At 50.3% G+C, this 25626-nt stretch carries 31 protein-coding genes and 1 pseudogene; 16 read left to right on the forward strand and 16 right to left on the reverse strand.

Going from position 1 to position 25626, the window contains the following annotated elements:
- The first annotated feature begins 75 nt into the window (after nucleotides 1-75).
- Nucleotides 76-1725 carry an OFA family MFS transporter gene (locus CMQ96_RS20050; RefSeq protein ID WP_024358595.1) on the forward strand — a complete coding sequence of 550 codons (1650 nt, stop codon included), beginning with the start codon at nucleotides 76-78 and terminating at the stop codon, nucleotides 1723-1725.
- A gap of 41 nt (nucleotides 1726-1766) precedes the next feature.
- Here CMQ96_RS20050 and CMQ96_RS28920 read toward each other — a convergent pair whose 3' ends face one another.
- Nucleotides 1767-1925 (reverse strand): AAA family ATPase, encoded by a 159-nt coding sequence (locus CMQ96_RS28920; RefSeq protein ID WP_004134456.1) that lies wholly within the window; start codon nucleotides 1923-1925, stop codon nucleotides 1767-1769.
- Between the two features lie 15 nt (nucleotides 1926-1940).
- Here CMQ96_RS28920 and CMQ96_RS29045 point away from each other — a divergent pair.
- Nucleotides 1941-2024 (forward strand): annotated as a pseudogene (locus CMQ96_RS29045) (hypothetical protein); the annotation flags it as partial.
- A gap of 93 nt (nucleotides 2025-2117) precedes the next feature.
- Here CMQ96_RS29045 and arsC read toward each other — a convergent pair.
- From arsC to CMQ96_RS20105, 10 genes are all read right to left on the reverse strand, one after another.
- On the reverse strand, nucleotides 2118-2543 hold the full coding sequence (gene arsC, locus CMQ96_RS20055) for a glutaredoxin-dependent arsenate reductase (protein WP_049131304.1): 426 nt from the start codon (nucleotides 2541-2543) through the stop codon (nucleotides 2118-2120).
- Between the two features lie 9 nt (nucleotides 2544-2552).
- The gene (locus CMQ96_RS20060; RefSeq protein WP_024358597.1) at nucleotides 2553-3845 is read right to left on the reverse strand and encodes an arsenic transporter; all 1293 of its coding nucleotides are present in this window, start codon (nucleotides 3843-3845) and stop codon (nucleotides 2553-2555) included.
- Between the two features lie 51 nt (nucleotides 3846-3896).
- Entirely contained in the window at nucleotides 3897-4247 is a 351-nt protein-coding gene (locus tag CMQ96_RS20065; RefSeq protein ID WP_004134443.1) for a transcriptional regulator, read from the reverse strand.
- A 367-nt stretch (nucleotides 4248-4614) separates the two neighbouring features.
- On the reverse strand, nucleotides 4615-4938 hold the full coding sequence (locus tag CMQ96_RS20075) for a TA system toxin CbtA family protein (protein WP_098067227.1): 324 nt from the start codon (nucleotides 4936-4938) through the stop codon (nucleotides 4615-4617).
- 34 nt (nucleotides 4939-4972) lie between these two features.
- Complete coding sequence (locus CMQ96_RS20080; RefSeq protein ID WP_098067228.1) at nucleotides 4973-5323, reverse strand: type IV toxin-antitoxin system YeeU family antitoxin; 351 nt, start codon at nucleotides 5321-5323, stop codon at nucleotides 4973-4975.
- A 20-nt stretch (nucleotides 5324-5343) separates the two neighbouring features.
- Entirely contained in the window at nucleotides 5344-5565 is a 222-nt protein-coding gene (locus CMQ96_RS20085) for a DUF987 domain-containing protein (RefSeq protein ID WP_098067229.1), read from the reverse strand.
- Between the two features lie 14 nt (nucleotides 5566-5579).
- Nucleotides 5580-6053: a DNA repair protein RadC gene (radC, locus tag CMQ96_RS20090; RefSeq protein ID WP_098067230.1), complete on the reverse strand. Its 474-nt coding sequence runs from the start codon at nucleotides 6051-6053 to the stop codon at nucleotides 5580-5582.
- 70 nt (nucleotides 6054-6123) lie between these two features.
- On the reverse strand, nucleotides 6124-6945 hold the full coding sequence (locus tag CMQ96_RS20095) for a DUF932 domain-containing protein (RefSeq protein WP_176519000.1): 822 nt from the start codon (nucleotides 6943-6945) through the stop codon (nucleotides 6124-6126).
- A 95-nt stretch (nucleotides 6946-7040) separates the two neighbouring features.
- The gene (locus CMQ96_RS20100; RefSeq protein WP_098067232.1) at nucleotides 7041-7718 is read right to left on the reverse strand and encodes a hypothetical protein; all 678 of its coding nucleotides are present in this window, start codon (nucleotides 7716-7718) and stop codon (nucleotides 7041-7043) included.
- A gap of 284 nt (nucleotides 7719-8002) precedes the next feature.
- Nucleotides 8003-8896, reverse strand: a complete 894-nt coding sequence (locus CMQ96_RS20105) for a GTPase family protein (RefSeq protein WP_098067233.1) — start codon at nucleotides 8894-8896, stop codon at nucleotides 8003-8005.
- A gap of 97 nt (nucleotides 8897-8993) precedes the next feature.
- Between CMQ96_RS20105 and CMQ96_RS28420 the strand changes: the two genes are divergently transcribed.
- The 7 genes from CMQ96_RS28420 (at nucleotide 8994) to CMQ96_RS20140 (ending at nucleotide 14450) form a co-directional block, all read left to right on the forward strand.
- Entirely contained in the window at nucleotides 8994-10145 is a 1152-nt protein-coding gene (locus CMQ96_RS28420; protein ID WP_141522397.1) for a hypothetical protein, read from the forward strand.
- 400 nt (nucleotides 10146-10545) lie between these two features.
- A complete protein-coding gene (locus CMQ96_RS20115) occupies nucleotides 10546-10785 on the forward strand; it encodes an AlpA family transcriptional regulator (protein ID WP_004129359.1) in 240 nt (79 codons plus the stop codon).
- Between the two features lie 278 nt (nucleotides 10786-11063).
- Nucleotides 11064-11642, forward strand: coding sequence for an inovirus-type Gp2 protein (locus tag CMQ96_RS20120; RefSeq protein WP_098067235.1), 579 nt, complete (start codon nucleotides 11064-11066; stop codon nucleotides 11640-11642).
- A gap of 204 nt (nucleotides 11643-11846) precedes the next feature.
- Nucleotides 11847-12152 carry a hypothetical protein gene (locus CMQ96_RS20125; protein WP_098067236.1) on the forward strand — a complete coding sequence of 102 codons (306 nt, stop codon included), beginning with the start codon at nucleotides 11847-11849 and terminating at the stop codon, nucleotides 12150-12152.
- 9 nt (nucleotides 12153-12161) lie between these two features.
- The gene (locus tag CMQ96_RS20130) at nucleotides 12162-12383 is read left to right on the forward strand and encodes a hypothetical protein (RefSeq protein WP_176518995.1); all 222 of its coding nucleotides are present in this window, start codon (nucleotides 12162-12164) and stop codon (nucleotides 12381-12383) included.
- A gap of 96 nt (nucleotides 12384-12479) precedes the next feature.
- On the forward strand, nucleotides 12480-13052 hold the full coding sequence (locus tag CMQ96_RS20135; RefSeq protein WP_098067238.1) for a hypothetical protein: 573 nt from the start codon (nucleotides 12480-12482) through the stop codon (nucleotides 13050-13052).
- 195 nt (nucleotides 13053-13247) lie between these two features.
- Nucleotides 13248-14450 (forward strand): multidrug effflux MFS transporter, encoded by a 1203-nt coding sequence (locus CMQ96_RS20140; RefSeq protein ID WP_098067239.1) that lies wholly within the window; start codon nucleotides 13248-13250, stop codon nucleotides 14448-14450.
- Nucleotides 14451-14457: 7 nt separating this feature from the next.
- Here CMQ96_RS20140 and CMQ96_RS20145 read toward each other — a convergent pair whose 3' ends face one another.
- A complete protein-coding gene (locus CMQ96_RS20145) occupies nucleotides 14458-15138 on the reverse strand; it encodes a nitroreductase (RefSeq protein ID WP_098067240.1) in 681 nt (226 codons plus the stop codon).
- Between the two features lie 259 nt (nucleotides 15139-15397).
- On the reverse strand, nucleotides 15398-16423 hold the full coding sequence (locus tag CMQ96_RS20150; protein WP_223226932.1) for an alpha/beta hydrolase: 1026 nt from the start codon (nucleotides 16421-16423) through the stop codon (nucleotides 15398-15400).
- 274 nt (nucleotides 16424-16697) lie between these two features.
- Here CMQ96_RS20150 and CMQ96_RS20155 point away from each other — a divergent pair, with 274 nt between their 5' ends.
- The 7 genes from CMQ96_RS20155 (at nucleotide 16698) to CMQ96_RS20185 (ending at nucleotide 23081) form a co-directional block, all read left to right on the forward strand.
- The gene (locus CMQ96_RS20155) at nucleotides 16698-17864 is read left to right on the forward strand and encodes an aldo/keto reductase (RefSeq protein ID WP_176518996.1); all 1167 of its coding nucleotides are present in this window, start codon (nucleotides 16698-16700) and stop codon (nucleotides 17862-17864) included.
- A gap of 14 nt (nucleotides 17865-17878) precedes the next feature.
- Nucleotides 17879-18559: a heavy metal response regulator transcription factor gene (locus CMQ96_RS20160; protein WP_021571249.1), complete on the forward strand. Its 681-nt coding sequence runs from the start codon at nucleotides 17879-17881 to the stop codon at nucleotides 18557-18559.
- A gap of 15 nt (nucleotides 18560-18574) precedes the next feature.
- On the forward strand, nucleotides 18575-20032 hold the full coding sequence (locus tag CMQ96_RS20165; protein WP_098067262.1) for a heavy metal sensor histidine kinase: 1458 nt from the start codon (nucleotides 18575-18577) through the stop codon (nucleotides 20030-20032).
- A gap of 64 nt (nucleotides 20033-20096) precedes the next feature.
- Nucleotides 20097-20576 carry a cupin domain-containing protein gene (locus CMQ96_RS20170; RefSeq protein WP_098067243.1) on the forward strand — a complete coding sequence of 160 codons (480 nt, stop codon included), beginning with the start codon at nucleotides 20097-20099 and terminating at the stop codon, nucleotides 20574-20576.
- On the forward strand, nucleotides 20554-21315 hold the full coding sequence (locus CMQ96_RS20175; protein ID WP_098067244.1) for a carboxymuconolactone decarboxylase family protein: 762 nt from the start codon (nucleotides 20554-20556) through the stop codon (nucleotides 21313-21315). The genes CMQ96_RS20170 and CMQ96_RS20175 overlap by 23 nt, the downstream gene beginning before the upstream one ends.
- Nucleotides 21316-21324: 9 nt before the next feature.
- The gene (locus tag CMQ96_RS20180; protein WP_098067245.1) at nucleotides 21325-21909 is read left to right on the forward strand and encodes a flavodoxin; all 585 of its coding nucleotides are present in this window, start codon (nucleotides 21325-21327) and stop codon (nucleotides 21907-21909) included.
- A gap of 107 nt (nucleotides 21910-22016) precedes the next feature.
- Entirely contained in the window at nucleotides 22017-23081 is a 1065-nt protein-coding gene (locus CMQ96_RS20185) for an alpha/beta fold hydrolase (RefSeq protein WP_098067246.1), read from the forward strand.
- A 175-nt stretch (nucleotides 23082-23256) separates the two neighbouring features.
- Here the strand turns inward: CMQ96_RS20185 and CMQ96_RS20190 are convergent, their stop codons facing one another.
- The 3 genes from CMQ96_RS20190 to surE are packed head-to-tail and all read right to left on the reverse strand — an operon-like array spanning nucleotide 23257 to nucleotide 25568.
- Entirely contained in the window at nucleotides 23257-23613 is a 357-nt protein-coding gene (locus tag CMQ96_RS20190; RefSeq protein WP_141522398.1) for a hypothetical protein, read from the reverse strand.
- Between the two features lie 56 nt (nucleotides 23614-23669).
- Nucleotides 23670-24725 (reverse strand): galactitol-1-phosphate 5-dehydrogenase, encoded by a 1056-nt coding sequence (locus CMQ96_RS20195; protein ID WP_098067263.1) that lies wholly within the window; start codon nucleotides 24723-24725, stop codon nucleotides 23670-23672.
- A gap of 57 nt (nucleotides 24726-24782) precedes the next feature.
- A complete protein-coding gene (gene surE, locus CMQ96_RS20200; protein ID WP_098067248.1) occupies nucleotides 24783-25568 on the reverse strand; it encodes a 5'/3'-nucleotidase SurE in 786 nt (261 codons plus the stop codon).
- Nucleotides 25569-25626: the final 58 nt, after the last annotated feature.

The following is a 25626-nucleotide window of genomic DNA, read 5'->3' on the forward strand; positions in this document are numbered from 1 at the left end:
GCACCTTTCTTGCCTTTTATCTACGTTCCCCGACGGCGGCGTTCGTCGGTCAATATAGATAAAAAGGACAGGAAAATGGCGCAAATGAATGAAAACGTCGCGACCGCACCGGTCTCTCCCTTACGCGATTTTTTCGCGAAACCACGCATCATCGCCAGGCCCGGTTTTAACCGCTGGCTGGTGCCCCCGGCCGCGCTGGCCGTTCATCTCTGCATAGGTATGGCCTACGGATTTTCGGTTTACTGGTTGCCTATGTCGCAGCTAATAGGAGGAAGCGAGTCCTTACAATGCCCCGTCACGATGTCGTTCTGGCAGCAGCTGTTTACCCGCGATTGCGACTGGAAGATCTCCATGCTGGGATGGACCTACACGCTGTTTTTTGTTTTTCTCGGCTGTTCGGCGGCGCTGTGGGGCAGCTGGCTTGAGAAGGTTGGACCACGGCTGGTGAGCTTTATTGCCACCTTGTGCTGGTGCGGCGGCCTGTTGCTATCTAGCGTCGCTATCTATTTCCACCAACTTTGGTTGCTGTGGCTGGGAGCCGGGGTCATCGGCGGAATCGGTCTCGGACTGGGCTATATCTCACCGGTTTCGACGCTGTTGCGCTGGTTTCCGGATAAGCGCGGAATGGCGGCCGGGATGGCGATCATGGGTTTTGGCGGAGGCGCGCTGGTGGGGGCGCCGCTGGCAAACGGACTGATGAATTACTTTGCCGGTCCGGCCGGCAACGGGGTATGGCAAAGCATTCTGGCGCTGGCGGCGATTTATGCGCTGTTTATGCTCGCCGGAACCTTTGGCTATCGTCTGCCGCCCATGGGCTGGCACCCTTCGGGCGAGAAGGCGCAAAAAACGATGCGCAATAATCCCACGATCCAGGTGCACGTCCGCGTCGCCTGCCGTACCCCGCAGTTCTGGCTGCTGTGGATGGTGCTGTGGCTCAACGTCACCGCGGGGATCGGCATTCTCGGTATGGCCTCGCCGATGCTGCAGGAGATCTTTGCCGGTAAACTGCTGTCGCTCGATCTGAGCTGGCATGAGCTGAACGGCGAGCAGCTGAAACGCATTGCTACCATGGCCGCAGGATTTACCGGCCTGCTCAGCCTGTTTAACATCCTGGGACGTTTTTTCTGGGCATCGGTATCCGACCTGTGCGGGCGCAAAATGACCTTTGCGATTATTTTCTGCCTGGGCGCCGCGCTGTACGGGACGTTGCCGCTGGTGAATCACGGCGGCTATATCGCGCTGTATGTCTGCGCGATGTGCATTATCATTTCGATGTACGGCGGAGGCTTTGCCAGTATTCCCGCCTATCTGGCCGACGTCTTTGGCTCACAAATGGTCGGCGCGATTCACGGGCGTTTGTTAACCGCCTGGTCTGCGGCAGGGATCAGCGGCCCGGTGCTGGTCAACTATCTACGCGAGTATCAGCTGACGCACGGGGTCCCGCCCGAGCGCGTCTATGATATTACGCTGATGGTGCTGACCGGCCTGCTGGTGATGGGTTTTATCTGTAATCAGCTGGTGCGTCCGCTGACGGAAGAGCATGCGATGACCGCGGAACAGCAGCAGCAGGCGAAAGGTCTGTACACCATCAACAAGAATGCTCAGCTCACGTGGGAGGCCCGTCCGTCCACGCTGCTGCTAACCGTAAGCTGGGTGGCGGTGAGCGTGCCGCTGTTATGGGGCGTCGGCACCACGTTACAGCAGGCCGTGAAGTTTTTTATGTAGGTTCTTGCAGCCGATGCCGCCCGTGATTCCCTGGCGGCTCTTTATGCGCTTACCGGAGTGCCTGACTGGATATGTTGAAGGATCCTCTCGACCGCCTCTTCGGCGGTCAGTACGGAGGTATCCAGAGTCAGGCTGGCGGCCAGCAGGCGAGCAAGGGTTGATTTCCCGGTACCGGGCAGGCCACCAAAGATCAGTAACATAGAGACGACAGCGTCATGTTGTTTCCGCTGGTGATGATTATTGATGATTTTCCAGCTTACCTGAACACGGATCTTATTCAGTCAGGTATGATTAATATTCAATACTGGCTGAAGCGGCATCAGGAGGCGTCTGCAGATAATCGTCACGTCCAGGGCAACGTTCAGTGATAGTGATCCCGTCCCGCAGGCAATTTACTTAAGCCTTTTGCCCTCATCATCCACCACTTTCTCGCCATCTTCCTTTGCAAACGCGCCCTTTTGCGCGTCAGGAAGGATATCCAGTACCCCCTCCGATGGGCGGCACAGGCGCGTTCCCAGCGGCGTCACCACAATCGGGCGGTTAATCAGGATTGGATGCCGCAGCATGAAATCGATTAACTGGTCATCGGTAAATTTATCTTCCGCCAGGCCCAGTTCTTCATAGGGCTCAACATTTTTACGCAGCAGCACTCGTACCGCGATCCCCATATCGGCAATGAGTTTGACCAGCTCATCGCGTGGCGGTGGATTTTCAAGGTAATGAATAACGGTGGGTTCAGTACCGCTGTTGCGGATCATCTCCAGCGTATTACGCGACGTGCCGCAGGCCGGGTTATGATAAATGGTAACGTTGGTCATTTGTGTATCTCATGACAAAGTGAAAGAGAGACGTAGCGCCAGCGCGGCCAGCGTTACAAACAGTACAGGCAGAGTCATGACGATCCCGGTGCGGAAGTAGTAACCCCAGGAGATGGTCATGTTCTTCTGTGAAAGTACGTGCAGCCAGAGCAGCGTTGCCAGGCTACCAATAGGTGTAATTTTCGGCCCCAGATCGCAGCCAATCACGTTGGCATAGATCATCGCCTCTTTGATCACGCCGGTTGCGGTGCTTCCATCGATAGACAGTGCCCCCACCAGCACGGAAGGCATGTTGTTCATGATGGAAGACAGGAAAGCCGTCAGAAAGCCAGTACCCAGCGTCGCGGCCCAAAGTCCTTTATCCGCCAGCACGTTCAATACCCCTGAAAGGTATTCGGTTAGCCCGGCGTTGCGCAGACCGTAGACCACCAGGTACATCCCCAATGAGAAGATGACGATCTGCCAGGGTGCGCCACGCAGCACTTTGCCGGTATTGATGGCATGACCGCGCTTAGCGACCGCAAGCAGAATGATCGCCCCTGCCGCGGCAATCGCGCTGACCGGAATGCCAAGCGGTTCGAGGACGAAAAAACCGACCAGCAGAAGAATCAAAACTATCCAGCCGGTGCGGAACGTAGCCGGATCTTTAATGGCGTTTGCCGGCGATTTAAGCAGGACCAAATCGTAGGCCGGCGGGATATCTTTGCGAAAGAACAGGTGCAGCGTCACCAGCGTAGCGCCTATGGCGGCAATATCGACCGGCACCATTACCGAGGCATATCCAGTGAATCCCAGCCCGAAGAAATCTGCCGATACGATGTTCACCAGATTCGACACAATAAGCGGCAGGCTGGCAGTATCAGCAATAAACCCGGCAGCCATCACGAAGGCCAGCGTCGTGCCCTTGCTGAATCCTAATGCCAGCAGCATGGCAATCACGATGGGCGTCAATATTAATGCCGCGCCATCGTTGGCAAACAACGCCGCCACCGCTGCGCCGAGCAGAACAATATACGTAAACAGCAAACGGCCACGACCGTTTCCCCAACGAGCTACGTGCAGCGCAGCCCATTCAAAAAAGCCGGACTCATCGAGCAGCAGGCTGATAATAATTACCGCAATAAAGGTCGCCGTCGCGTTCCAGACGATATTCCACACCACCGGGATATCATCGACATGTACAACGCCAGCAATCAAAGCCAGTACCGCGCCCAGCGACGCGCTCCAGCCGATGCCTAACCCCTTCGGCTGCCAGATAACCAGAAAAATGGTCAGGACAAAAATAGCACCTGCCAGTAGCATACCCCTCCCTGAAAATCACATTCGATAAAACATATATGTTACGGCAAATTTTTAAAGGCAGAACGCTTTACCGCTTCCAGAACAGTTTGCTGATGCCAGCTTGCGGGCGATGGCCTGTACGATCTCCTGTTGGCTTAACCAGGCCTGCGCTATTACCTGTGCCGCCCATGCAGGCATATGCGGTGATAAGCGATAGTGCACCCACTTACCCTGCTTGCGATCCAGCAATAATCCGCTTTCCCGCAGCATAGCCAGATGGCGGGAGATCTTGGGCTGCGACTGATCCAACGCCGCACAGAGATCGCACACGCACAGTTCCCCCATCTCTTTAAGCAGCAGCACAATACCCAGGCGGGTTTCATCGGACAGATTTTTGAAAAGCTGTAAGGGTGTTAATGACATCATTCCTCCCGATCGTCGACGGGCAGGATACTCCACAGAGATATAAGTTCAACACCACATATGAAAAATCATATGTGTTAAGTAACAAAAAACAAGAGGCAAGTATGCCAGGCGGGTTAACCAGATCAATTTATAGGGGAAGAGCAGAATTCAGAAGTCTGGAGCGGGCGAAGGGATTAGAACAATCAATGTATTTAATTGAATTTAAACAATTTTTTAAGTTATAAGTGAATTTATACCCCCATACATACCCCCAAAGCAAGGATGCTTGAAATCCCACCTCTTCCCTCGTATTGATAAATCAGCAGATAGCGTGATGATAGCAAAATGCTTTCATACTCAAAGGTAGAAATGCAATTGTTCTAAACTAGCTACGGTTAGTGATACCAAGATAGCGACGAGCCCTCATGATATCAACAATCGTAAGGTAAGGCGCTTGCTCCTGCCAGCTAAATCCCCTTTGGTCGACACGGACCAACTCGTACTTCTCCACCAGAGAATTAACGGCATCGACAAGCGTGATGCCAGCTTCGATATGTCCCTTAATAACAGCTTCATCGCTGAACGGCGTGTCATTTAACGTCAGGCCATAGTGTTGCTCAAGTAGCCGAGCAAGCAGCATTTGCCAGACAACCACGGGCGATGGGTATGGCTGAACAGCCCGCTGGTTTATTGCAGGTAAAGTATTCATGAGTTGTTCTTTAAAAATGAGCACTAAAAGTCGGTTAGCTTTGGGTGGGATAAATGGCGATATAAACGTAACCGCAGGAGCCCAGCGTATCAGCTTCGCAGGTCAGCCCCTTTGCATAGAGCGTAACGCAATGCTGGTGTCGGGGATTCAGTTCGCCGCTGGTAAGCATGAGCTCCACCTGCTTCAGCAGTACCGGGAATGCCTGGTCAAGATGGAGTAAATCCGCTTCATTGAACTGACCTGTTATGCTGGCGCGGTCAGCCAGGTAATGCAGGCGATTACCTTCCTGGACCATACGTGCGCCAAAACAAGGGATGACGTTACGACTCAAGCCCCACCAGGGCTCAGCAGTATCGTCATTCGCTGTCAGTGTCTTATTCGACATCTTAATCTCCTTTTATAAGGTTAATTTAGAGTGACGCTGCGTAGACAAACATAAGGTCCGTTCCGGTCCTGGCGTCGTTCGGCAAAGACAGCCAGAACACCTTTGATATCCTGAACTTCACGACCGTAGTAATGGCAGACGCTTCCGGACCAGCTATATTTCCCGGTACAGAAGCGAAACAATCGGGATTCAGGATGCAGACGATAAATTGCCATCGCCTGACGCTTACTGATAATTTTCATTAGCCTTCCTCTTCTTATAGCCATCCATGCTCAGCAAACGACAACGCTTCACCATCACCAATGATGAAATGATCCAATAGCCGGACATCGACCAGCCCCAGAGCCTCTATAATCCTGGACGTAATAGCTCTGTCAGCTTTACTGGCATCGGTAATGCCAGATGGGTGGTTATGAGAGACGATTACCGCAGCTGCATTATGACGCAGTGCAGATTTCACAATTTCGCGAGGATGGATTTCGGTATGGTTAATCGTGCCGAGGAAGAGCGTTTCATGCTCCAGCAGACGATGTTGATTATCGAGATAGATAACAACAAAGACTTCGCGCTCCTGCTTTGCCAAATAGAGCTGTAACCATTTTTTTGCGAAACTAGCGGCAAGGAACGACTCACTGGGCTGCCGCTGATATTTCTCCAGTAATCGCAGGGCACGACGGATGGTACGTTGCTCATTCATCGGGAAGACCGAAGGTAAATTCAGCTCGGACATGGTGGCTCCTTAAAAGTAAAAGCCCCGTAACAACCAGCTACAGGGCTATAAACAAACACAGAGATATCGTTCATGAGGCGAGTTGCAGCATATTTTCTGCCATCACCCACAGCGCTCGATTCAGCTTCACATCACCATCAATACCTTTAATTGCACGTGTATGTGTGCGTCCTCCTTTTGCATTGCGACCGTTCAAACCACCTTTGATTAGGTTCTCCTGAATACGCTGATAAGTTGTCCAGAGATCTCCGGACTCATCCTGCCAGCGACGAGGGGCTAATAGCTGTGATTCCGTCACGGGCTGATGCTCCTCGCCAAAGCGATATGTCAGTGCAGCTTTTGCCAGTACCTGTTGTGCTGGTGGCGGAAGCATTAGTGACTGCATGGCGTCGCGTTTTTCCTCCACCCTGTCAAACACCCCAAGCACCTCGTAAGCCCCTTCAATAACCTTTTCCACCACGTTGCCCTTATGGGGCACTCGCACCTCTCCAAAGCTCTCGCCGCAAATCAGTCCGTTCTGACAGACCGATCGGAACAGTCCCGGCAGCATCTGGTATGAACTAGAACCGTCATGGCTGTTAAGCAGGATAATTTCCGGCACCTGTTTACCGGTAATCTGCCCTTCGCGGCGCAGACGTAGCATATGTTTGGTGTGTTCCCGCTTGTCGGGGTTACGCACACGGGTCTGGCAGGCAAAGAACGGCTGAAAACCTTCGCGCTGCAGGTTATCCAGCAGAGTGATGGTCGGGATGCAGGTATAGCGCTCGCTGCGCGATTCATGCTTTTCCTCACTGAACACGCTGGGAACATAGTGAGCAAGTTCATCACGGGTTAAGGGACGGTCACGGCGAACAAGGTTCACCGCACCAAAGCGGGATGCTAATCGCATAATTCACTCCTTTGTGTGTTTATCGGTATAAAAAGAAAAGGCCACGCTCCCGAAGGAACATGGCCTTTAACATTAAAAATGGCGTGGCGGATAAGACGTTATTGCCCCATGTATTCAACCCTGGCACCGGTGGCCTTACCATCAGCACCAACGGTCACCACCACCTTATCGTAGGTACGATATCCGGCATTGTAGACCTCATAAACCACAGTATTTCCCTCCACTTTGTAGCTGCCAAAATCAGCGGCCTCAGCCGTGTCACGGTCATACTCTTTCGTGTACGCTTCTTTGGCCGCTTTCATGACTGAGCCTTTGTTAATCTCCGGCGCTCGACTCCCGGTACTGGCAGCAAGGGCAGATACGTATTTCGGGCAGACCGTCATCATGTCCCCACGGGTGAATGTCAGTTGCGCACCAAAGACCTGAAGGGTCGATGTTTCCTGACCTGCAATCGAAGCAATTGCCTTTCTGGCGGCTGCAGGTGCCTGCCCACCTTCAACCTCAACAGCCTTAAATCCTGTTTGCTGGTTGCACAACTGAGATGTGGGTACCAGATTGCCGTTTACACTGATGCGACTCCCCATCAGCTCCTGCGGGCCATTGGGGCAGCCCTGCAACTGACCAAAGATGCCAATGGTGTTGTTTTTCAGCATCACCAGTGCCTGACCATTATCGGTCAGCGTCTGGCACCAGCCGTTTTTCACAGCCCAGTTACCCGCCTGAGCAGAAACCGAAATGGCTGACAAAACAAGTGCAATCACGGTCTGAATTTTCATATGTCACCTTATTAATGAATCAGAAGCGGCAACGGAGGACGCGGTACACAGAACCTGATGCATCTTTGTATCCGGACCATCACGTCAACGTCCCTGTTCGTCGTGCTCATGAACACTTTTGAGAAAGAAATATCCCTTTGCTTTGATAGGTAAAAGCGATCAATAGGGGGCTTATACATCGATATTTTAATAGATAAAAACGATCGATATTCTATTATCGATCGTTTTTACAGATCAATGTACTGTTTTTTGAATGTGGTAATTGAGGGGTAAAGCGGCAGATTTCAGCCAAATACTCGGTCCCATAATGTCGTGGCAAGTTGCACTAATTTTTGTCGGAGACTCCTTAACAGAGCAGTCCAGACAGAAGGCAGGTGGTCAGGATTAATCACCGTGTCAAAAGCCTTACCCGCTGCCTCACCAAACTGCTGCCGTACAGCGGCGTCAGTGTCCGGGGTCTGATGCTCTGGTTTCAGCTGGCAATACACGGCACTGCTGGCCTGTACGGGCAAGGCATGCACCATCAACTCCACCAGGGCGGGCAGGTTATAGCCGGTATGTGCAGAGACAGCCATGACCGGGAAAGAGGACGGCAACTGACCGGCAACCTGCGCACTGACTGAAGCCAGTGAAAGACTTTGCTCAGAAGAAGGTGATGCCTGCCAGGGCTCACCATCCCTGAGGGGTGGAATGCGGTCGGCCTGAGTCAGTACAAACAGGAAACGTGAAGGGTCGGCACCGGCTTCCATCAGTGCCCTGTATGCCGTGATATCCGTTGCCCGAGCACGGTCATCGGCACGCAGTACCCAGATAATCAAATCCAGCTCTACCAGCATCGCCTTATAGAGCGCCAGATACTCCTCGTCGTATTCCGGTGTCTCGCCCACCCCAGGCAAATCCACCAGTGTCATGCTGCGCTCACCAACGGTGAGTAACAGACGCTGGGGTTCCCGGGTGCAGCCCAGCAAATCACTGGTCAGACAGACGGGTTGCTGAAAAAGCGCGTTGCATAATGAACTCTTGCCCGCACCACTTTTGCCCATGATGCCTATCATGGGTTCATAGCGAATCGCCTCCTGGAGGCGGGAAAGAATACGTTCAGCAGAATGCGGGGGTAAGAGATTAAGACAGGTGCGCAGAACATTGCTTGTATCCTGCGGGTCGGGGATTTGAGGCATGATTTACTCCTGTGAAAAAATAGCGCCGGAAAATGGTTAACCGTCTGTTCAAAGGAGTAATATAGGTTTAAATTTTTCTGGAATGAGGGAATATGAAATGGCTAAATGTGTACGAAAAAACTGCAATCGTTTAGTGTCCCCATTACCTGAAGCAAAACGTAAAAGGCTCTGTAAAAAACATTATTTGCGCTTCTGCGAACTGAGTGAGCGCAAGGAAAAAGACCTTGTTTATCGGATTAATAAATATATCCCTCGTAAAATAAAACGATTAAAGAAGGGGCGCATTTACTATTGCGCATTCAATAGCAGGAGGGGATATGTCAGAAAGATATCTTCAATTGAAAATGCTGGATTAATAAGACAGGCCAGAGAGAAGCTTGTATTAATACGAAAAACACCGGCTTGGAGAAACACAGAAAGCTATGTACGCCGTATAAGAATCGGGCCGGATATTCCTGTTTCATTAAATGAAGTAACGGAACTGTATAGTATCTACTCCTGGATTAATTTTTGTAAAAACAGCAAGCTTTATGCAATAAATTATCTTGGTGGCGGCGAGGGAAATTTAAAATTGCAACTTTATAAACTTCCTTCCCCAAGTAAGATAGGAGATTCCTCACACCAACAAAACATTATCACACCTATTACTTTAAAAAACAAAGTAATTAATCAACTCGCAAAAAACCGCAATTCCAGGGGGACTACTAACGTAAAAAAACCACTCAGCCTGTACAAATCTTTGATTGAGTTAGAGGATGAACGGGTTGTGGCATTAAAATTACTCCAATTAACAATTGAGACATCTGTACACCCTCACCAATATAGTAATAATCTACCGTATCTTAGCCCTGGCGATGTCCCTCCATTATTTGGCCTCTTATTAAATGAACTAAAAAGACTGAATGTCGTTGGCGTGAATGATTCGATGTTAAAACTCGCTAAAAAATACAAAAATGAATCCTTTACGTTAGAGTTAATAGCAATTCATGTTATTTTTAACATGGCAAGAAATGGCACCCCCGAAGTTTATTCATTTTTATCAAGTAAGTTTGATAAAAATGGTCATTTGTACAGGTCCGTAATGATTATCTTCATGATGCTTGAGTTGGATTTGGATTCTTATTCTGAATTATTGGGGTTTTACAACTCTTTCTTTAGTACGGATGTAATCAAAATCAAAGATAATATATTGCTATGGGCGTCAGGTAAGAAAGAAACACTCCCTTTTGAATACCAACCTGGAATTTAAAAATTAAAGGTGTCTAACACCAACAAATCTGATAGTGATTGTCATTCTCATTTGTAAATTTCGTTTTTTTAGCATGTGCGAAAAAATCGATCATGGTGGTGAAAGCCTCGTTAGTGCTATGACATAGCTTGCTATGCGCTAAACGCGCAGAGCTGTGAATCTCAACCTTGAGAGGTACTTCTGGAAAATCAACATAGCTTTACACAGTCTAAAATTTGCTTGCAGGCGGCTCGATAGGACTCTCTTAAGTACAACCCTAACAAAGGGCACATACTGAGCATAAAAGATATTAACTGTATTTTTTTACTGTTGAGTACCATGGTGTGAGGTGAATATCCAAGGTACCACTGGGTACCACACATCGCCTCCCGAACTCACACTACATTGCGGGAGCATTTCCATGACAAACAAAACTCATCCGATATCATCCAGCACCCAGACAACCACATCTTTACTGAATGATCAGCTCGTTGATATGACGTTCATCACCGCCTATACAAACATGACAGACAAATGGTTCTACCGATTAATTTCAGAGAATGCGTTCCCTGCACCAATTAAACTGGGTCGCAGTTCACGCTGGCTAAAAAGCGAAGTGGAAAAATGGATGCTGGATAGAATACAAGCATCTCGAGGTTAGAACCTTTAGTGTTGGTGTTTTACACAGGAAGGTTACGTAATTTAATATAGGTTTTTTAATATAATTATACTCACTCTCATTTGTTCTTATATTCACCGCTTACTGTCAATGTCTCTTTTAAACACCCTCGCAAATACTATTGGAACAACCAGCCTCGCCTTTAAAGCAATAATTAATTTAAGTATCAGCTCAGCATTGCCTTAAAGAAAAGTCTTGCATGAAACATCATTAACTTAGTGCTTGCACTGGCCTCTCTCATCATCAGCAGTGGAATAATCATGCTAAAAAATTCAGATAGAAATTTTAATGAAGACTGGTTCCTGGCTTCAGTTCTCAATGCACACATCGATGAAATGATAAACAGATACTCATGCCTTTTGGCATTACGTATGGATTTTTTCTACAAAAAGAAAAGTGCCAGGCATTCACACTTAAATCACCAAACACTTGAACATGATTTGCGTGAACTAATGGAGAAAATGACAAAAGAGAAAGGTGTGGTGGGCTATTTCTGGGTTGTCGAATGGACTGAACGACATAGATACCATGCGCATGTCGTATTCTGGCTGGACAGACAAAAAACACAGCACTCTTATCCCTTTGCCCTTACAGCAAATACACTTTGGGAGGAAATAACGCACCGGGACGGCGTATCGCACCGATGTGAATATCGGCCGCAGTATTCTAGAAATATCAATATACCTGTTCGGTATAACGATCCGGAAAGCATTAACAATATCCGTCATGTTCTGAGCTATCTGGCTAAGGAAGAACAAAAAGAAGGTTTGTGTGCATACGGCTGTAATGACGTTTCTCCACGATCAGCGGCAGGGCGTCCACGTAAGCCAGGCCCCTGATCCTACGGCTACGCAACTGGCTCTGCATCCTGTACAAACCCCGTTATTACGGCGACAAATAATGTCCTCGCGGACATGACTGGACCTGCCGCTGGAACCCTGACGTTCCGACCTGTAGTGAATCAACAATTCCACAACTCCATTTATACCCGGCAGCTCTCCTGTCGGGTATTTCTCATATCTGTCAAACAAGGGACATCAAAAATGAAACAGCCAGAGAACACGATCGCGGTAAAAGTGGCGGAATACCGTTTACACATCACCCGGCTAAGGATCTGCCGGGATAGCCTGGCTGGATGTTGCAGTGATGCCGAGCGGCGTGGCTGGCGTTTGAGAGCTCTTGAGCAGTTAAGTAAAGCCTCACTGCTCTACTGCCGACGGGCAAGTTCTGCCGATACCTGCAAGTTTCAACAGGCCTGTGAAGGTCTCCAGCAACACATCAGCAGAGTTTTACCAGAAGGCCAGTGGTGCGGTGATTTGTTTGGGCAGGGGATGCAGGCAAAATTTTGAGGTATCTGTATGAAACAACAACCGACTAAATTCGCGATCGATGAATGGGGGAATTTGGTCAATGCAGAAGATTTTCGCTATCCCTCATTCTGGAAACTGTACTGCTTCTACTGCAAGAGTCCGGTAGTACTGGTTCTTGCCCCGAACGGGCAGGTATCGCATTTTCTGCATGATGAAACCTTTATGGTATCAGCCGATTTCATGGCATGCCCGAACGTGGAATGTTCCTAACCGCAGTAACCCGCGTCAAAAGCAGAAAACGACTTTTTCGGCCACAACGTCCCCTTTTACACACGCCCCTTATTTCCATTATTGAAAGAGAAATTGATGAACAATTGTGCTGAAAATGAAGCGTTAAAGACGAACTCTGATGGTAACAATGTCATGCTTATTCGTAGAGTGTTGCAGCAGGCGACTGATCATTACCCACGACTGGCTGCGCTGGGGTTTACTCTACAGTATGCGAATTGCCACTCCTGCGACAACGAACAACAAAGTAATGCCCAGTTGCTACGTTTTCACGCTGAAGCCTATTGCAGAATTGGCGAATATTCAAAGAGGCGTATTGAAGCGGGTAAACCATCGCAACCTGCGCTTCTTCGCTGGTTGTGGGAGGCTGAAAGTATTTCAACATGTCGGATGATGATGCTATTCAATTTGGGTGTTTGCAGTCATCCCCGATATGACTCTTCTGCATCGGATGAAATTCAGGAAGTAATGTCATTGCTGGCGGCTGCATGGCGTGAAGTCGAACCGGACGGGGAGTTAAAGGAAATAAAAGTCCATCGGATAGAGAGAAATAAGCCAGCAGATTTCGATAAGCGTTATGCTGAGTTACGAGATACGGCATTGCAAATGGCCTCGCCAGTTGCTTTTGCCAAGAGTTTTCCGACAACGTAGTTATTGCCACCCATTTCTACTGGCATTGCAGTTCGGTAACACTATGAGAATACTGCTTATCGCTGGCCCCAAAAAACCTGCAATAATCTTTTCGATTAATGAATATCACTCATAGTCCCAATCCTCCTGCCTGTGATTATCAACAAGCACAAACCCGTTAACATACCCTTATCTCTTCATGTCCAACGGATCACCATGCTTAATCAACAGGCAAAAACACAGTCAGCTACAGCTAAAAAAACCGGTCTCTCGTTTCTACTCATTCTCAGCGCGTTAATGGCTGTTACTTCGTTATCAACCGACATCTATCTTCCGGCTATGCCGGTCATGGCAAAAGATTTACAGGGTGACGCAGAGCTGACAATCACAGGGTTCCTTATCGGTTTTTGCATTGCACAACTGATTTGGGGACCAATTAGCGATCGTTATGGACGCCGTCTACCGCTGTTTATCGGTTTAGGTCTATTTATCATCGGCTCGGTGGGCTGCGCGTTATCAACAGATATTGTACAAATTGTCTTCTGGCGAGTTTTTCAGGCGTTAGGTGCCTGTACCGGGCCGATGCTGGCTCGAGCAATGATCCGTGACCTGTTTAGCCGCACTCGTGCAGCACAAATGCTTTCGACTCTGATGATCATCATGGCCATCGCGCCGATTGCCGGGCCCCTGATCGGCGGGCAGATGATTAAAGTCACCTCGTGGCATGCCATTTTCTGGCTGCTGGCGATTATCGGGACATTAATGCTGATGTCTTTATTCTGGTTGCCGGAGACATTACCTGCTGAAAAACGCTCGCACGCCTCCGTAACCAGAGCATTTCACAACTACTATGCCTTGCTCACCAACGCCAGATACATGCGATTTACTTTGTGCCTGACGTTCTACTACGTTGCAGCCTACGCCTTTATCACCGGTTCCCCATTTGTGTACATCACATACTTCGGCGTTGACCCGCAGCATTACGGTTGGCTGTTTGCAGTAAACATTGTTGGACTGATGGCGGTGAGCATGGTCAACAGACGTTTGGTTCACCGCTATCCACTGGAAGCGTTGCTCAGGAATGCCGTATTCATCGCCGCTATTGCGGCAATAGTGCTGGCAGTCACCACCGGTCTGGGTATGGGTGGAATTATCGTGATTGTCGGCGCTGTGTTCGTGTTCTTCTCTATGAATGGCATCATCGCGGCGACATCCACGGCTTGCGCTCTGGACGCAGTGCCTAATGTGGCTGGTTCCGCATCGGCGCTAATGGGCGCGTTACAATACGGCAGCGGCATCATCTCTTCACTTCTTCTTGCCCTGTTCAGTGATGGCACACCATGGACGATGGGCTGGATAATTGCGTTGTTTACAGCAGCCAGCGCCCTGATGGCACTGACCGTTCAGATAAAAAAATAAAACGTAGTTATTGATGCCAGACGACACTTTCGTCCAGAGATACCCGCCCTTCCCTGTAACTCAGGAAGGGATGCGTTTTATCTGGGATCCCAAAAGAAATACCGTAAAGCAGCCTGAAACTCTCAGGAACATTTAATATTCGACGCACCGTTTGGGCAAAATAACTCAGCACTGCCTGTGGAACGCCTGCGTAACCTCGAGCTGCCAGAGAAAGCAGGAATGTCTGGGCATACATACCGGCGTCCGAGGCTACGCGAACGTTGTCCCCTACAGCAGGAATGAACAGCAGAGCAACATGAGGCGCGCCGAAAAATCTCACATTACGCTCGACCACTTCTGAGCGACTTAAGTTATCCCCCCGCGCAACGCCCAGTGCCTGATAGTACGAGCGCCCCTGCTCCGAAGCCCGTTGCCTGAATGGCTCGGGATAAGCTTCTTTATCAAAGGTAAAATCAAGACTGTAGTTCCCCGCCCTCAGATCTTCCGTCAGTGCGTGGCTTAATTCACGAAGTTTATCTCCTGCAACAATATGCAGGGACCAGGGTTGAGTATTGCAGTTGGATGGTGCGCATTGCGCTTCGAGCAAAATGTCTTTGAGGATCTCTCTGGGGATAGGAGTTGGAAGAAAGGCTCTTGCCGAGTATCTGTTTTTTACTACCTCACTAAATGTTGGCTCTTGCGAACTCATTTGCTTCTCCGCCTGAAAGTAATTTGAAGTGAATGATTCACTCTATCCAGATCCATCCTGTCACATCAGTCTCATCGTTTTCATTCCCGGTTCCAGATTAGGTCTATGAATTCTATTCATAGCGCCTATTTAAGCAGCGTAATTATCTTTAACCGCAACTTCGTTAATCTGGGTCTATCGCGTGAACACGCAAGCGGAAAATGGCTACAGCTGATGGACATACCCCAGCCTGCGCGGCTGGGGCATCATCGGAGGCTAACTAAATATTCTTATTGAAGAAGACGTCTAACTTTTGCATTGCCTGGTCAACGTATTTGGGCACCCAATACGTCTCGATATGGGTAGCGCCATCGATCAGGAAGAGTTCTTTGTCCTTCGTACCAGTGGCTTTCGCGAACGCGTCTTCAGTCATATAGAGCGTATCCGCTTTTGTACCGGCAATCATCAGCAGCGGTTTATTGATGAGATTGATATGGTCCGTTACGTCAAAGCTCATCAAATCCAGAAGACTGCTGGTGGTGTATTTAAACGTGGAATTCGGGTGCGCGTGGGTTTTCCAGTAGTACTCGTAGCCCTGGCGATACAAGGCAAAAGGTAATTTAGCAATCTGTTCATCAGTCAGGTTGGCATCGCCGGAGTAGAGCTCCTCTCCTCCGGCTGCTTCCTGAGCACGTGCGTCAGAAGCCTGCTGAAGACGCTGCTGGATAGTATCCAGCTGTGAATCCTGCATACCGTTGCGGCGCACAAGGCCTGAATTAAACATGCTGATGGTTGCTATCGATTTGAACCGCTTGTCAGTTTCAGCCGCAACAAGTGAATACCCGCCGCCTCCGCAAATACCCAGCAGACCAAGGCGGGCGGTATCTACACCAGGATACTGACTGATGTAGTCAGCCATGCCGTGAATGTCCTCGATACGATTAGCAGGTTTATCCACGCTGCGCGGCATCCCACCGCTAGCGCCCTGATACGCCGCATCGGCGGTAATCGTGATGTATCCCTGCTCGGCAAGACGCTGAGCATACAACCCGGCGACCTGTTCTTTTACGCCGCCATTAGGATGTGCCACCACTACAGCAGGGTATTTTTTGGCGGGATCGTAGTTAGCAGGGGTATAGACATTCGCAGCAATCTGGATGCCATGCAGATCGTATTTCACGGGATGAATGTTGACCTTGCCTGTGACGTTCTCAGTTATGGCACCGTCATAGACGAGTGTGAATGGATTTTTTTTGTAATCAGCCGCATTGACTGAGGTCACTCCGGCCATTGCCGTGAGTAGCATTGCACTGATAAGCGTGAATTTCATGGTCTCTCCCGATGAGTGTCGGCCTGGTTATACAGGCCCGCAGAATCAAATTTGCAGGCTCAGATTAGGCGGAGAGGGCTGTCAGCATCGTGACAGGGAAATAACATTTTTGTCAGGAAACAGGCTGGGATGGGAAAGCATTTCTGACAGCGCTGTCAGGTAGCCGTCAGCTTTATGTTGGCAATCCAAAGGCAGAATGGTCTCGCTTAAATGAGATTCATGTTCAATTTTCTGAGAAACGGAGCGATCAATGAAAAGACAGAATGCCCCAACAATGCCAGAGCGGCGCAAGCTATTAGTCGCCGGGGCCGGTATTGCCGCCGCCTCGCTGATTCCGCACGTATCAGCGGCGAGCCAATCCTCTCAGGTCGATTCATCCAGACAACCCAGCCAACGCAATGCTGCTCCGGGCAAGCGTAAACTCGGGAAGCTGGAAGTTTCTGCCGTCGGTCTGGGCGTGCAGAACATGAGTCGTAAATACGACACCTCCGTTCCCTGGCGTCCCGAGATGATCAATGTTATCCACCGGGCATTTGATGAAGGGGTAACATTCTTTGACGCTGCTGAAGCCTACGGCCCGTTTGAAGTCGAAAAAATTCTCGGGGAAGGCGTCGCCCCGTTCAGGGACAAAATCGTTATCGCCACCAAGTTTGGCTGGAACATTGACCAACAGACGGGTAAGCGTCTGCCGGGCCTTAACAGCAGACCTGAGCATATCCGACAGGTCGTCGACAATATGCTCAAACGCCTGCGTACCGATCGTATTGACTTACTGTATCAACACCGGGTTGATCCACAGATCCCGATCGAAGATGTCGCCGGTGTGGTGAAAGATTTAATGGATCAAGGGAAAGTCCTGCACTGGGGTCTGTCTGAAATGGGCATCAACACGTTGAGACGCGCTCATGCAGCATTACCCGTTACCGCCGTACAAAGTGAATACTCCATGCTCTGGCGTGGCCCTGAAAAGCAGGTATTTCCGGTGTGTGAAGAACTGGGCATTGGGTTCGTGCCATGGAGCCCACTCGGCGTGCAATTTTTAACGGGCTGGATTGATGAGAGTACCCGGTTCGCTACCGGTGATTTCCGCGCGACAGAAACGCGTTTCTCGCCTGAAAACTTGCCACACAACTTACAGCTGGTTGAACTACTGAAATCCTGGGCAATACGAAAAAATGCGGCACCGGGACAGATTGCTCTGGCATGGCTCCTTGCGCGTAAACCCTGGATTGTCCCCATCCCTGGCACCACCAATAAAGACCATATGCTGCAAAACACAGCGGCTACCGGCGTATCGCTGACTTCCGCTGAGATGACCGAGCTCACCCGCTCACTGGATGCGATCACTATCCAGGGGCAACGTCTGCCGGATGCCGTGCAGGTTTATTCCGATGTTGAAGCACCAATGAAAAGTTAAGAGGAAGTCCCGTTATGCGCCTGTTGTTAGTCGAAGATGAAGAAAAAACGTCAACCTATCTCTCCCGTGCGCTGGGTGAGTCCGGGTTTACGGTAGATGTCTCTGCAGATGGCGCGGAAGGACTGCATTACGCGCTGGAGTTCGACTACGACGCGATAATACTGGATGTAATGCTGCCGGGGATGGATGGTTACCGGGTACTTGAGGGTGTGCGAGCAGCCAAACAGACGCCGGTGCTGATGCTCTCGGCTCGGGGTTCGGTCGATGAACGCGTTAAAGGGCTTCGCCTTGGCGCGGATGATTATCTGCCCAAGCCCTTCTCGCTGATTGAGCTGGTGGCGCGTATTCAGGCACTGGTGCGCCGCCGCGCTACGGATGGCGCAGACATCACCCAGCTGCAAATTCACGATCTGCATCTCGACCTGCTGGCTCGTCGCGTATTTCGCGCCGGAACACGGCTGGAGCTGACCGCGAAAGAGTTTTCCCTGTTGAGCCTTTTGGCCCGGCATCAGGGAGAGATTCTGTCAAAAATGATGATTGCGGAGCAGATATGGGACATGAATTTCGACAGCGATGCCAACGTGGTTGAAGTGGCCATTAAACGACTTCGGGCCAAAGTGGATGCGCCGTTCGATATCAAGCTGTTACATACCGTTCGTGGCATGGGGTATGTCCTCGAAGTCCGGTCCGAATAAATGAAGGGGATAAGCATGCTTAAGCGTTCCATCTCCGTTCACCTGGCGCTGATGTTTGCCTTATCCGCGCTACTGATTGTTTCCGTTATCGGCATCCTGCTCAGAAGCTCCTTGCATGACTCTTTGCAAAAGCAGATGCACAACGAGCTGCTGTTCCGCGAATCATTAATGAGTCCGTGGATCACCGCACAAACCTCTGCTGACGGCTGGTCACTGCTTGCCAATAAATTTACCGTATTAACCAATTCTGAAGGCGAACGCGTTCGCTACTGGATAGTGAGCGATAACCCACGCTTTAGCATGGGGGGAACACCACCGGTAGGTGTTCAGTGGTCTTCTTTGCGGGAAGGCTTTAATAAAGTGCCCGGCGCATCAGAAGGTGCATGCTCGCTGTTTCTGTTAGTGAAAACGATCCCCGCCAACGGTGAGCGGCCTGAGCTGCGCTATGTGGTTGCCATCGACTCCACGCCGTATATGGGCACACTCGATGCGTTCACGCGGACATTGCTGATCATTACCGCACTGGGCGTCGTGATTGTCGCCTTACTGGGATACGTCGTGTCAAGGATCGGTCTTCGTCCCGTTGGGGCGCTCAGTAAACAGGCTCGGCAACTCGCTCCTGGGGACCATGGTCAGCGCCTGAATACCGAAGCATTACCTGACGAATTACAGCAGTTAGCATCATCTTTTAATGGCGTGCTGGAACGGCAGGAGGTCGCCTGGCGGCAGCTCGAAAGCTTTAATGCCGATGTTGCGCATGAACTCCGGACTCCGCTGACTAACCTGATCGGCCAGACGCAGCTGGGGCTTTCGCGCCGACGCTCGCAGGATGAACTGGAAGAGTTACTGGGTTCCAATCTGGAAGAACTTGAACGCATGACGTCTATCGTTAACGACATGCTGTTCCTGTCCCATGCCCATGCGGGTGAACATGCTTCCCAGCTTACGCATGTGTCCCTGCGCGAAGAAACCCTAAAAACAGCGGAGTATGTGGAACCCTCTTTTGCTGAAAAACAGCTCTCTCTCGATGTTCAGGGCGACGTCACCGCGGACATCGACCGACGACTGTTCCACCGTTCACTGGCCAATTTACTGGAAAACAGCGCAAAACACTCCCCCTCCAACAGTACGGTTACGGTGCGGTTAAGCGAAACCGGTCATCAGGCCTGTGTTGAAGTGTCAAACCCGGGCGATCCAATAGCACCAGAGCACTTACACCGGCTTTTCGAGCGGTTCTATCGCGTTGACACCTCCCGGGCCAGGAGTGATACCCATCATGGGCTGGGCCTGTCGATCGTGCGTGCCGTCGCCATTATGCACCGGGGAGATGTCTTTGCCCGTAGTGAAGGAGGCATCAATACTTTTGGCCTCACCTTTGCGCTACAAGCGGATAAAGCGGCAGACAATGCTCAATCCGGTACTGAGCCGGGACCCGGGTTAGCTGACAGAATTGTCAGGGGGGCGTCAGCCTGACGTCATTACCCTCCCGATAAAATCATCGCAGGCAATCCCCTCTTCATTGATAAGGACGCTTTGCATGATCGGACATTTACGTTACCTCGGGCTGTTACTGCCCTTCTTCACATTTTCATCCTGGGCAGCGGAACAAAATCCCGCTGTCCATATCGCCCCCGCAGGAAGTCAGAATGCGGTGTTCGGGCCAGCCGAGAACTTTACCGGTCTTGTCAGGGTTGATCCTCTCTTCAAACCGGATAACGACATCCCTGTTTCCGGGGCTTATGTCACGTTTGAACCCGGCGCTCGTTCCGCCTGGCATACGCATCCGGCAGGTCAGCGGCTGATTGTGACCTCGGGTGTTGGGCTCACCCAGCAAGAAGGCCAGCCGGTGCAGGTTATCCGCGCTGGTGACGTTGTCTCTTGCCCGGCGGGCGTCAAACACTGGCACGGGGCGGCCCCCGGCAGCGCGATGACGCATCTGGCGATAACTGGGATTGTGGATGGCAAAAGCGTTAACTGGATGGAGAAAGTGACAGATGAACAATACCACGCCCATTAAAACATTAGCGGCAGCGGTACTGCTGACCTTTGGTTTTGGTCTCGCGGCACATGCTGCGTCCGTCAATAAAGGAGCCTCAGAAATGAACCACGAACAAACGGTTTCAGATACGCTGTCAGCCAGCCAACAGGCCATCCCGTTGATTGCGGCATCGATGGCCAGCAGCCAGATGGATAAGCTGAATGCAGCCCTGAATCAGGGTCTTGACGCAGGGCTCACGATAAACGAAACCAAAGAGATTCTCGTCCAGCTTTATGCCTATACGGGCTTCCCCCGTAGCCTGAATGCGCTTAATGAACTGATGACGGTCGTCGAAGCACGTCAACAACGTGGTATCAAGGACATTGAGGGTAAAGAGCCGGTTGCGCCGATCCCAGTCGGGGATGAGCTTCGCCGTGTCGGTACCGCAAACCAGACAAAAATCTCAGGCGCTCCCGTCCAGGGCCCGCTGTTTGATTTTGCCCCGGTGATTAACCAGTTCCTGCAAACGCACCTTTTCGGCGACATTTTCGCCCGTGATAACCTCGACTGGCAAAGCCGCGAGCTGGCAACGGTTGGCGCATTAGCGGCCACGCCGGGCGTCGAATCACAACTGCTGTCGCATACGCGAGCAAGCATGCGGGTCGGCCTGACGGCAGCGCAGCTGCGCCAGCTGGCACAGGTTCTGCGTGAACATGGCGAAAGTGATGCAGCAACGCGAGCTGAAAAGGCGCTGCAGCAGGCGCTCGCAAACAATTAGGAGTGGATTATGGAGCATGATCCCAACCGCAGAATGTTAATCACCGCACTTGCCGGGCTGACGCTGGCGAACGTTTCTTTTGCCTCAGCTGCGACCGGAACCGCAAACGAGCAGGGTAAAAGCCGTGTTCTGGTGGCGTACTTTTCCCGCAGCGGAAATACACGGGTGATTGCGGGCGTCATTCACCGCAGCCTGAATACCGATCTGTTTGAAATCGAACCGGCTACGCCTTATCCGGAAGACTATTTTCAGACCGTTGAACAGGCGAAAAATGAGCGAGAGCGGGGAGTAAAACCCGCATTGAAAAATAGCGTCGCAGATATCTCACGCTACGAGACCGTGTATTTAGGCTTTCCGATCTGGGGGACCAGCGTGCCGCCTGTCGTGCAAGCATTTCTCAGCAGCCACAACCTTGCGGGCAAATTACTCATCCCCTTTATTACTCACGGTGGCTACGGTAAAGGAGACAGCGACGACATCCTTGCCAGTCTCGCCCCAACTGCGCGTCGGGAAAAACCGCTGGTTATTGAATGCGACCAGGAGCGAAGAACCACTGAAACGGTAACAAGTTGGTTAGAGACAATACGCAGTTAATCGTCCGCATTCATGAGTCTGCCCAATAAGGGCAATCAGGGGTGCTAAATAATTAACGCTGACTACTCAGATATGATTGAACGGCAAACATAACAGAGGATGTAATCTTGAAGACAATCTTAAAAACGCTGGCCATCTGCGTAATGGCGGGTGGCCTGGTGGCTCAGTCGGTCTATGCCGAGCCGCTGGTCATTCAGGAACAGGGAAGCTTTTCTGCTGGTGGCACTATCATCACCGCACCAGGAACATTTGATGCGAAAAAGCCGCTGGATTCAGCTGGCCAAACCTGGCATGGCGATCATGCCTCAGTGTTCTACCAAATCCCGGAGAATCCGCATAAATACCCTATCGTCATGCTGCACGGCGCAGGTCAGTTCTCCCGTACCTGGGAAAGTACCCCGGATGGTCGCGAAGGGTTCCAGAACATCTTCCTGCGTCGCGGGTTCTCAACTTATCTTGTCGATCAGCCGCGTCGGGGCAGCGCCGGACGCACGACTGTAGAAGGTACTGTTACGCCTAAACCGGATGAACAGATGTGGTTCAACCAGTTCCGCGTTGGCGTGTGGCCAGAGTATTTTAAGGGCGTTCAGTTCTCTCACGACCAAGAAACACTGAATCAGTATTTCCGTCAGATGACCCCAAATACCGGGCCGTTTGATATCAATGTTATCTCTGATGCGATGTCCGCCGTCGTGGATAAATCCGGCCCGGCAATCCTCTTCACCCACTCTCAGGGCGGCGGACCAGGCTGGTACACGGCGATGAAAAACAACAAGGTCAAAGCCATTATCGCCTTCGAGCCTGGCAGCAGCTTTGTCTTCCCTGAAAAAGAACTCCCAGCCCCTATGCCAAGCGCGTTTGACACGCTGAAGGGTGAGCCTGTGCCGATGGAGCAGTTTATGGCACTGACCAAAATCCCGATTCTGATTATCTACGGCGATAACATACCTGATCAACCTGTCGCCATGCCCGCGCAGGACAGCTGGCGCGTACGTCTGGCGATGGCTCGCGAGTGGCGTGATGTGGTGAACAAGCATGGCGGGGATGTGATTGTGACGCATCTGCCTGAAGTGGGAATCAAAGGGAATACCCACTTCCCGTTCTCTGATTTAAATAATGTGCAGATTGCTGATTTGGTGAGTCAATTTTTGAAAGATAAGAATCTACAGTAGCATAAGAAAATGTGGGCCCTCAATACTGAGGGCTCAGATCCAATATCTTATTTATAAGGACATTCTCTAATATGAAGTAGTTGAAGCGTCCCTGGAATGGCATGATGCCTTCAGTATGTATGAACAGTGGCCGAAAGTAGCTTGTTACCAGAGAAAGTGCATAGACTTATCAATTTTATGAAGGTAAAAATGGCGAGTCCGTTCGGTTAGCACTAATACAACTAACAGGGGGCACCATAACTTCCTTTTCTTTAATCATTTCGAAAGAGCGATGGTAAATCAGCTCAATATTAAACTCGAATTGTTGAAGGGTTGTTGCCTTATCCGAAAGGATTTCAAGTAACCACTGAATTTCTTCATAGACCAATTTGTCAAATAGTCTTTTTTTCTGCGCAGAACAAAGCCACTGTTTTATAAATACTTTCTGATTGATACTATTCACAGAGGGAAGATTGAATTTGTTAAGTTTAATAGCCAGAAGAAAGCAGTAATAAAAATGATTCAGAATAAGAAGTTCATGCAACGATTTCATGATACTCCCAGGTAAAACAAGAGTGATGATAAGAAACACAATCTTCCATACATTCCTCAGGGCAACGCTTCGACGTTGATCAGAACCTTAACGAAAAACGCTTTTCGGTTATAAAGATCTGGCAAAAGCGACGGAACATCTTCCATTCGAACCTGCCGGGTTATCAGTGGAGAGACATCAATCTTTCCAGAACTGAGATAATGGATGGATGTCTGCCATTCTTTTCCAGGAAACGGTGCAGAAATCGAGTTCCAGGAACCAATGACGTTCAATTCATTACGCACAATTTTTTCAAAATTCAACCGGGGTAAAGCGACATCACCGTACGGGATACCCATGAGAACCACCGCGCCGCCTTTCGCCGCCAGAAGCAGGGATGAGCCGATCCCTGCAGCATTACCAGATGATTCAAAAACGATATCGACACCTTTGTCATAGGTGATTTCATGGAACCGGGATAAATAGTTTTCATCTTTGACGCAGAAGGTTGCCGTTGCCCCTGTTTTCGTCGCTACTGCGAGTTTATCTTCGTCGGTATCAAAGGCAAATACGTCCCCCGCTCCGCAGATTTTTGCCCATTGAACGGCAAGTAAGCCAATAGTACCGCACCCAACAATGGCCACACTGCTACCAGGCTTGATATCAACTTGCCGCATGCCATGCACAACCACGCTGGATGGCTCAATAAAGCTTGCTGTCGCAAAGTCCATAGAGTCGGGTAACTTGAGGACATTCTCAGCTGGCATCCGAATGTATTCAGCAAAAGCACCGTTGACCTGGCCTCCCAGCACCTTCATATGCGTACATCGGGCATAATTTCCCTGTTTACAGTAGTCACAATGAAAACAGGGGAAGCAGTTACAAGCCGTGACGCGATCGCCTTTACTTACCGAGGTGACCCCACTCCCCGTACTCTCTACGGTGCCGGAAAACTCGTGCCCCCAGGTCAGACCGGGGTTATATGATCCAATTTTACCAAAGCGCGATATATCCGACCCACATATACCCGCCGTATGTACTTTAATCAGAACATCATTTGCATTTTCAATTTCAGGCTTCTGCACATCTTCATAGCGGACATCCTGTACACCATACAAATTCAGTGCCTTCATCGTAACCTCACTCTTCGGCATCAGGGTTGAAAACTCGAATGTGAAAAAATGTCGCCCTCACAAGGGCGACGCACTCAGATCCACGGAAAGCTGATGCCAGCTTTCCGTGGCCGTTCTCTCAAACATTAAAGGCGTGACAGAGATATATCCCTCTGAAACCGCCCCTGCCTCGCTATGCTCAGGAAACTCGGCGATCCCATGCTCCACACGGATCCAGTAATAATCTTCTCCGTGTGGGTCTGTTGTGGGAATAACCTGTAATCCTTTCACTTTGCCAATCCCCTGACGCGTGGCTTTAATTCCCTTAATCTTGTCCGCAGGCAAGTCAGGAAAATTAATGCTAAGGCAGCAATCAGTTGGTAATCCTCGACTGATTAACGTGTCCAGGACGGGCAGGCAAAATGTTTCTGCGGTTCGCCAGTTCACCGGATCTTCAGGTCGCTTGTCCTGACTCAGGGCGACCGACGGAACGCCAAGCAAGAGGCCAGTGATGGCCGCTCCCACAGTTCCAGAAAGCACGGTTTCAAAACCGATATTGGAACCATTGTTAATGCCTGACAGTATCAGTTGCGGAAGTTGCTCCTTCATTAAATGCTGAACAGCCATCGTGACACAATCAGCCGGAGTACCATGCACGGCATATCGGCGCTCCTCCCGCTGTTCCACTCGAACCGGTTCTCTGAGGCTAACAGAGTTAGCCACGCCGCTTTTATCAGTTGCAGGTGCCACGACCCAGACTTCATCGGCAAGCTGTTGTGCCACATCCTCAAGCAATTTAATTCCCGGCGCGTCAATACCGTCATCATTGACAAGTAAGATTCGTTGTAACCATTTTTGAGCCACAGGATTACCTCCCTTTCAGGGATAAATAAAGACCAGTCCAGGATATATAACTTACCGG

Origin of the sequence: Klebsiella sp. MBT K-1 (genome assembly GCF_002556465.1) — a bacterium.
GTDB lineage: Bacteria > Pseudomonadota > Gammaproteobacteria > Enterobacterales > Enterobacteriaceae > Klebsiella > Klebsiella grimontii.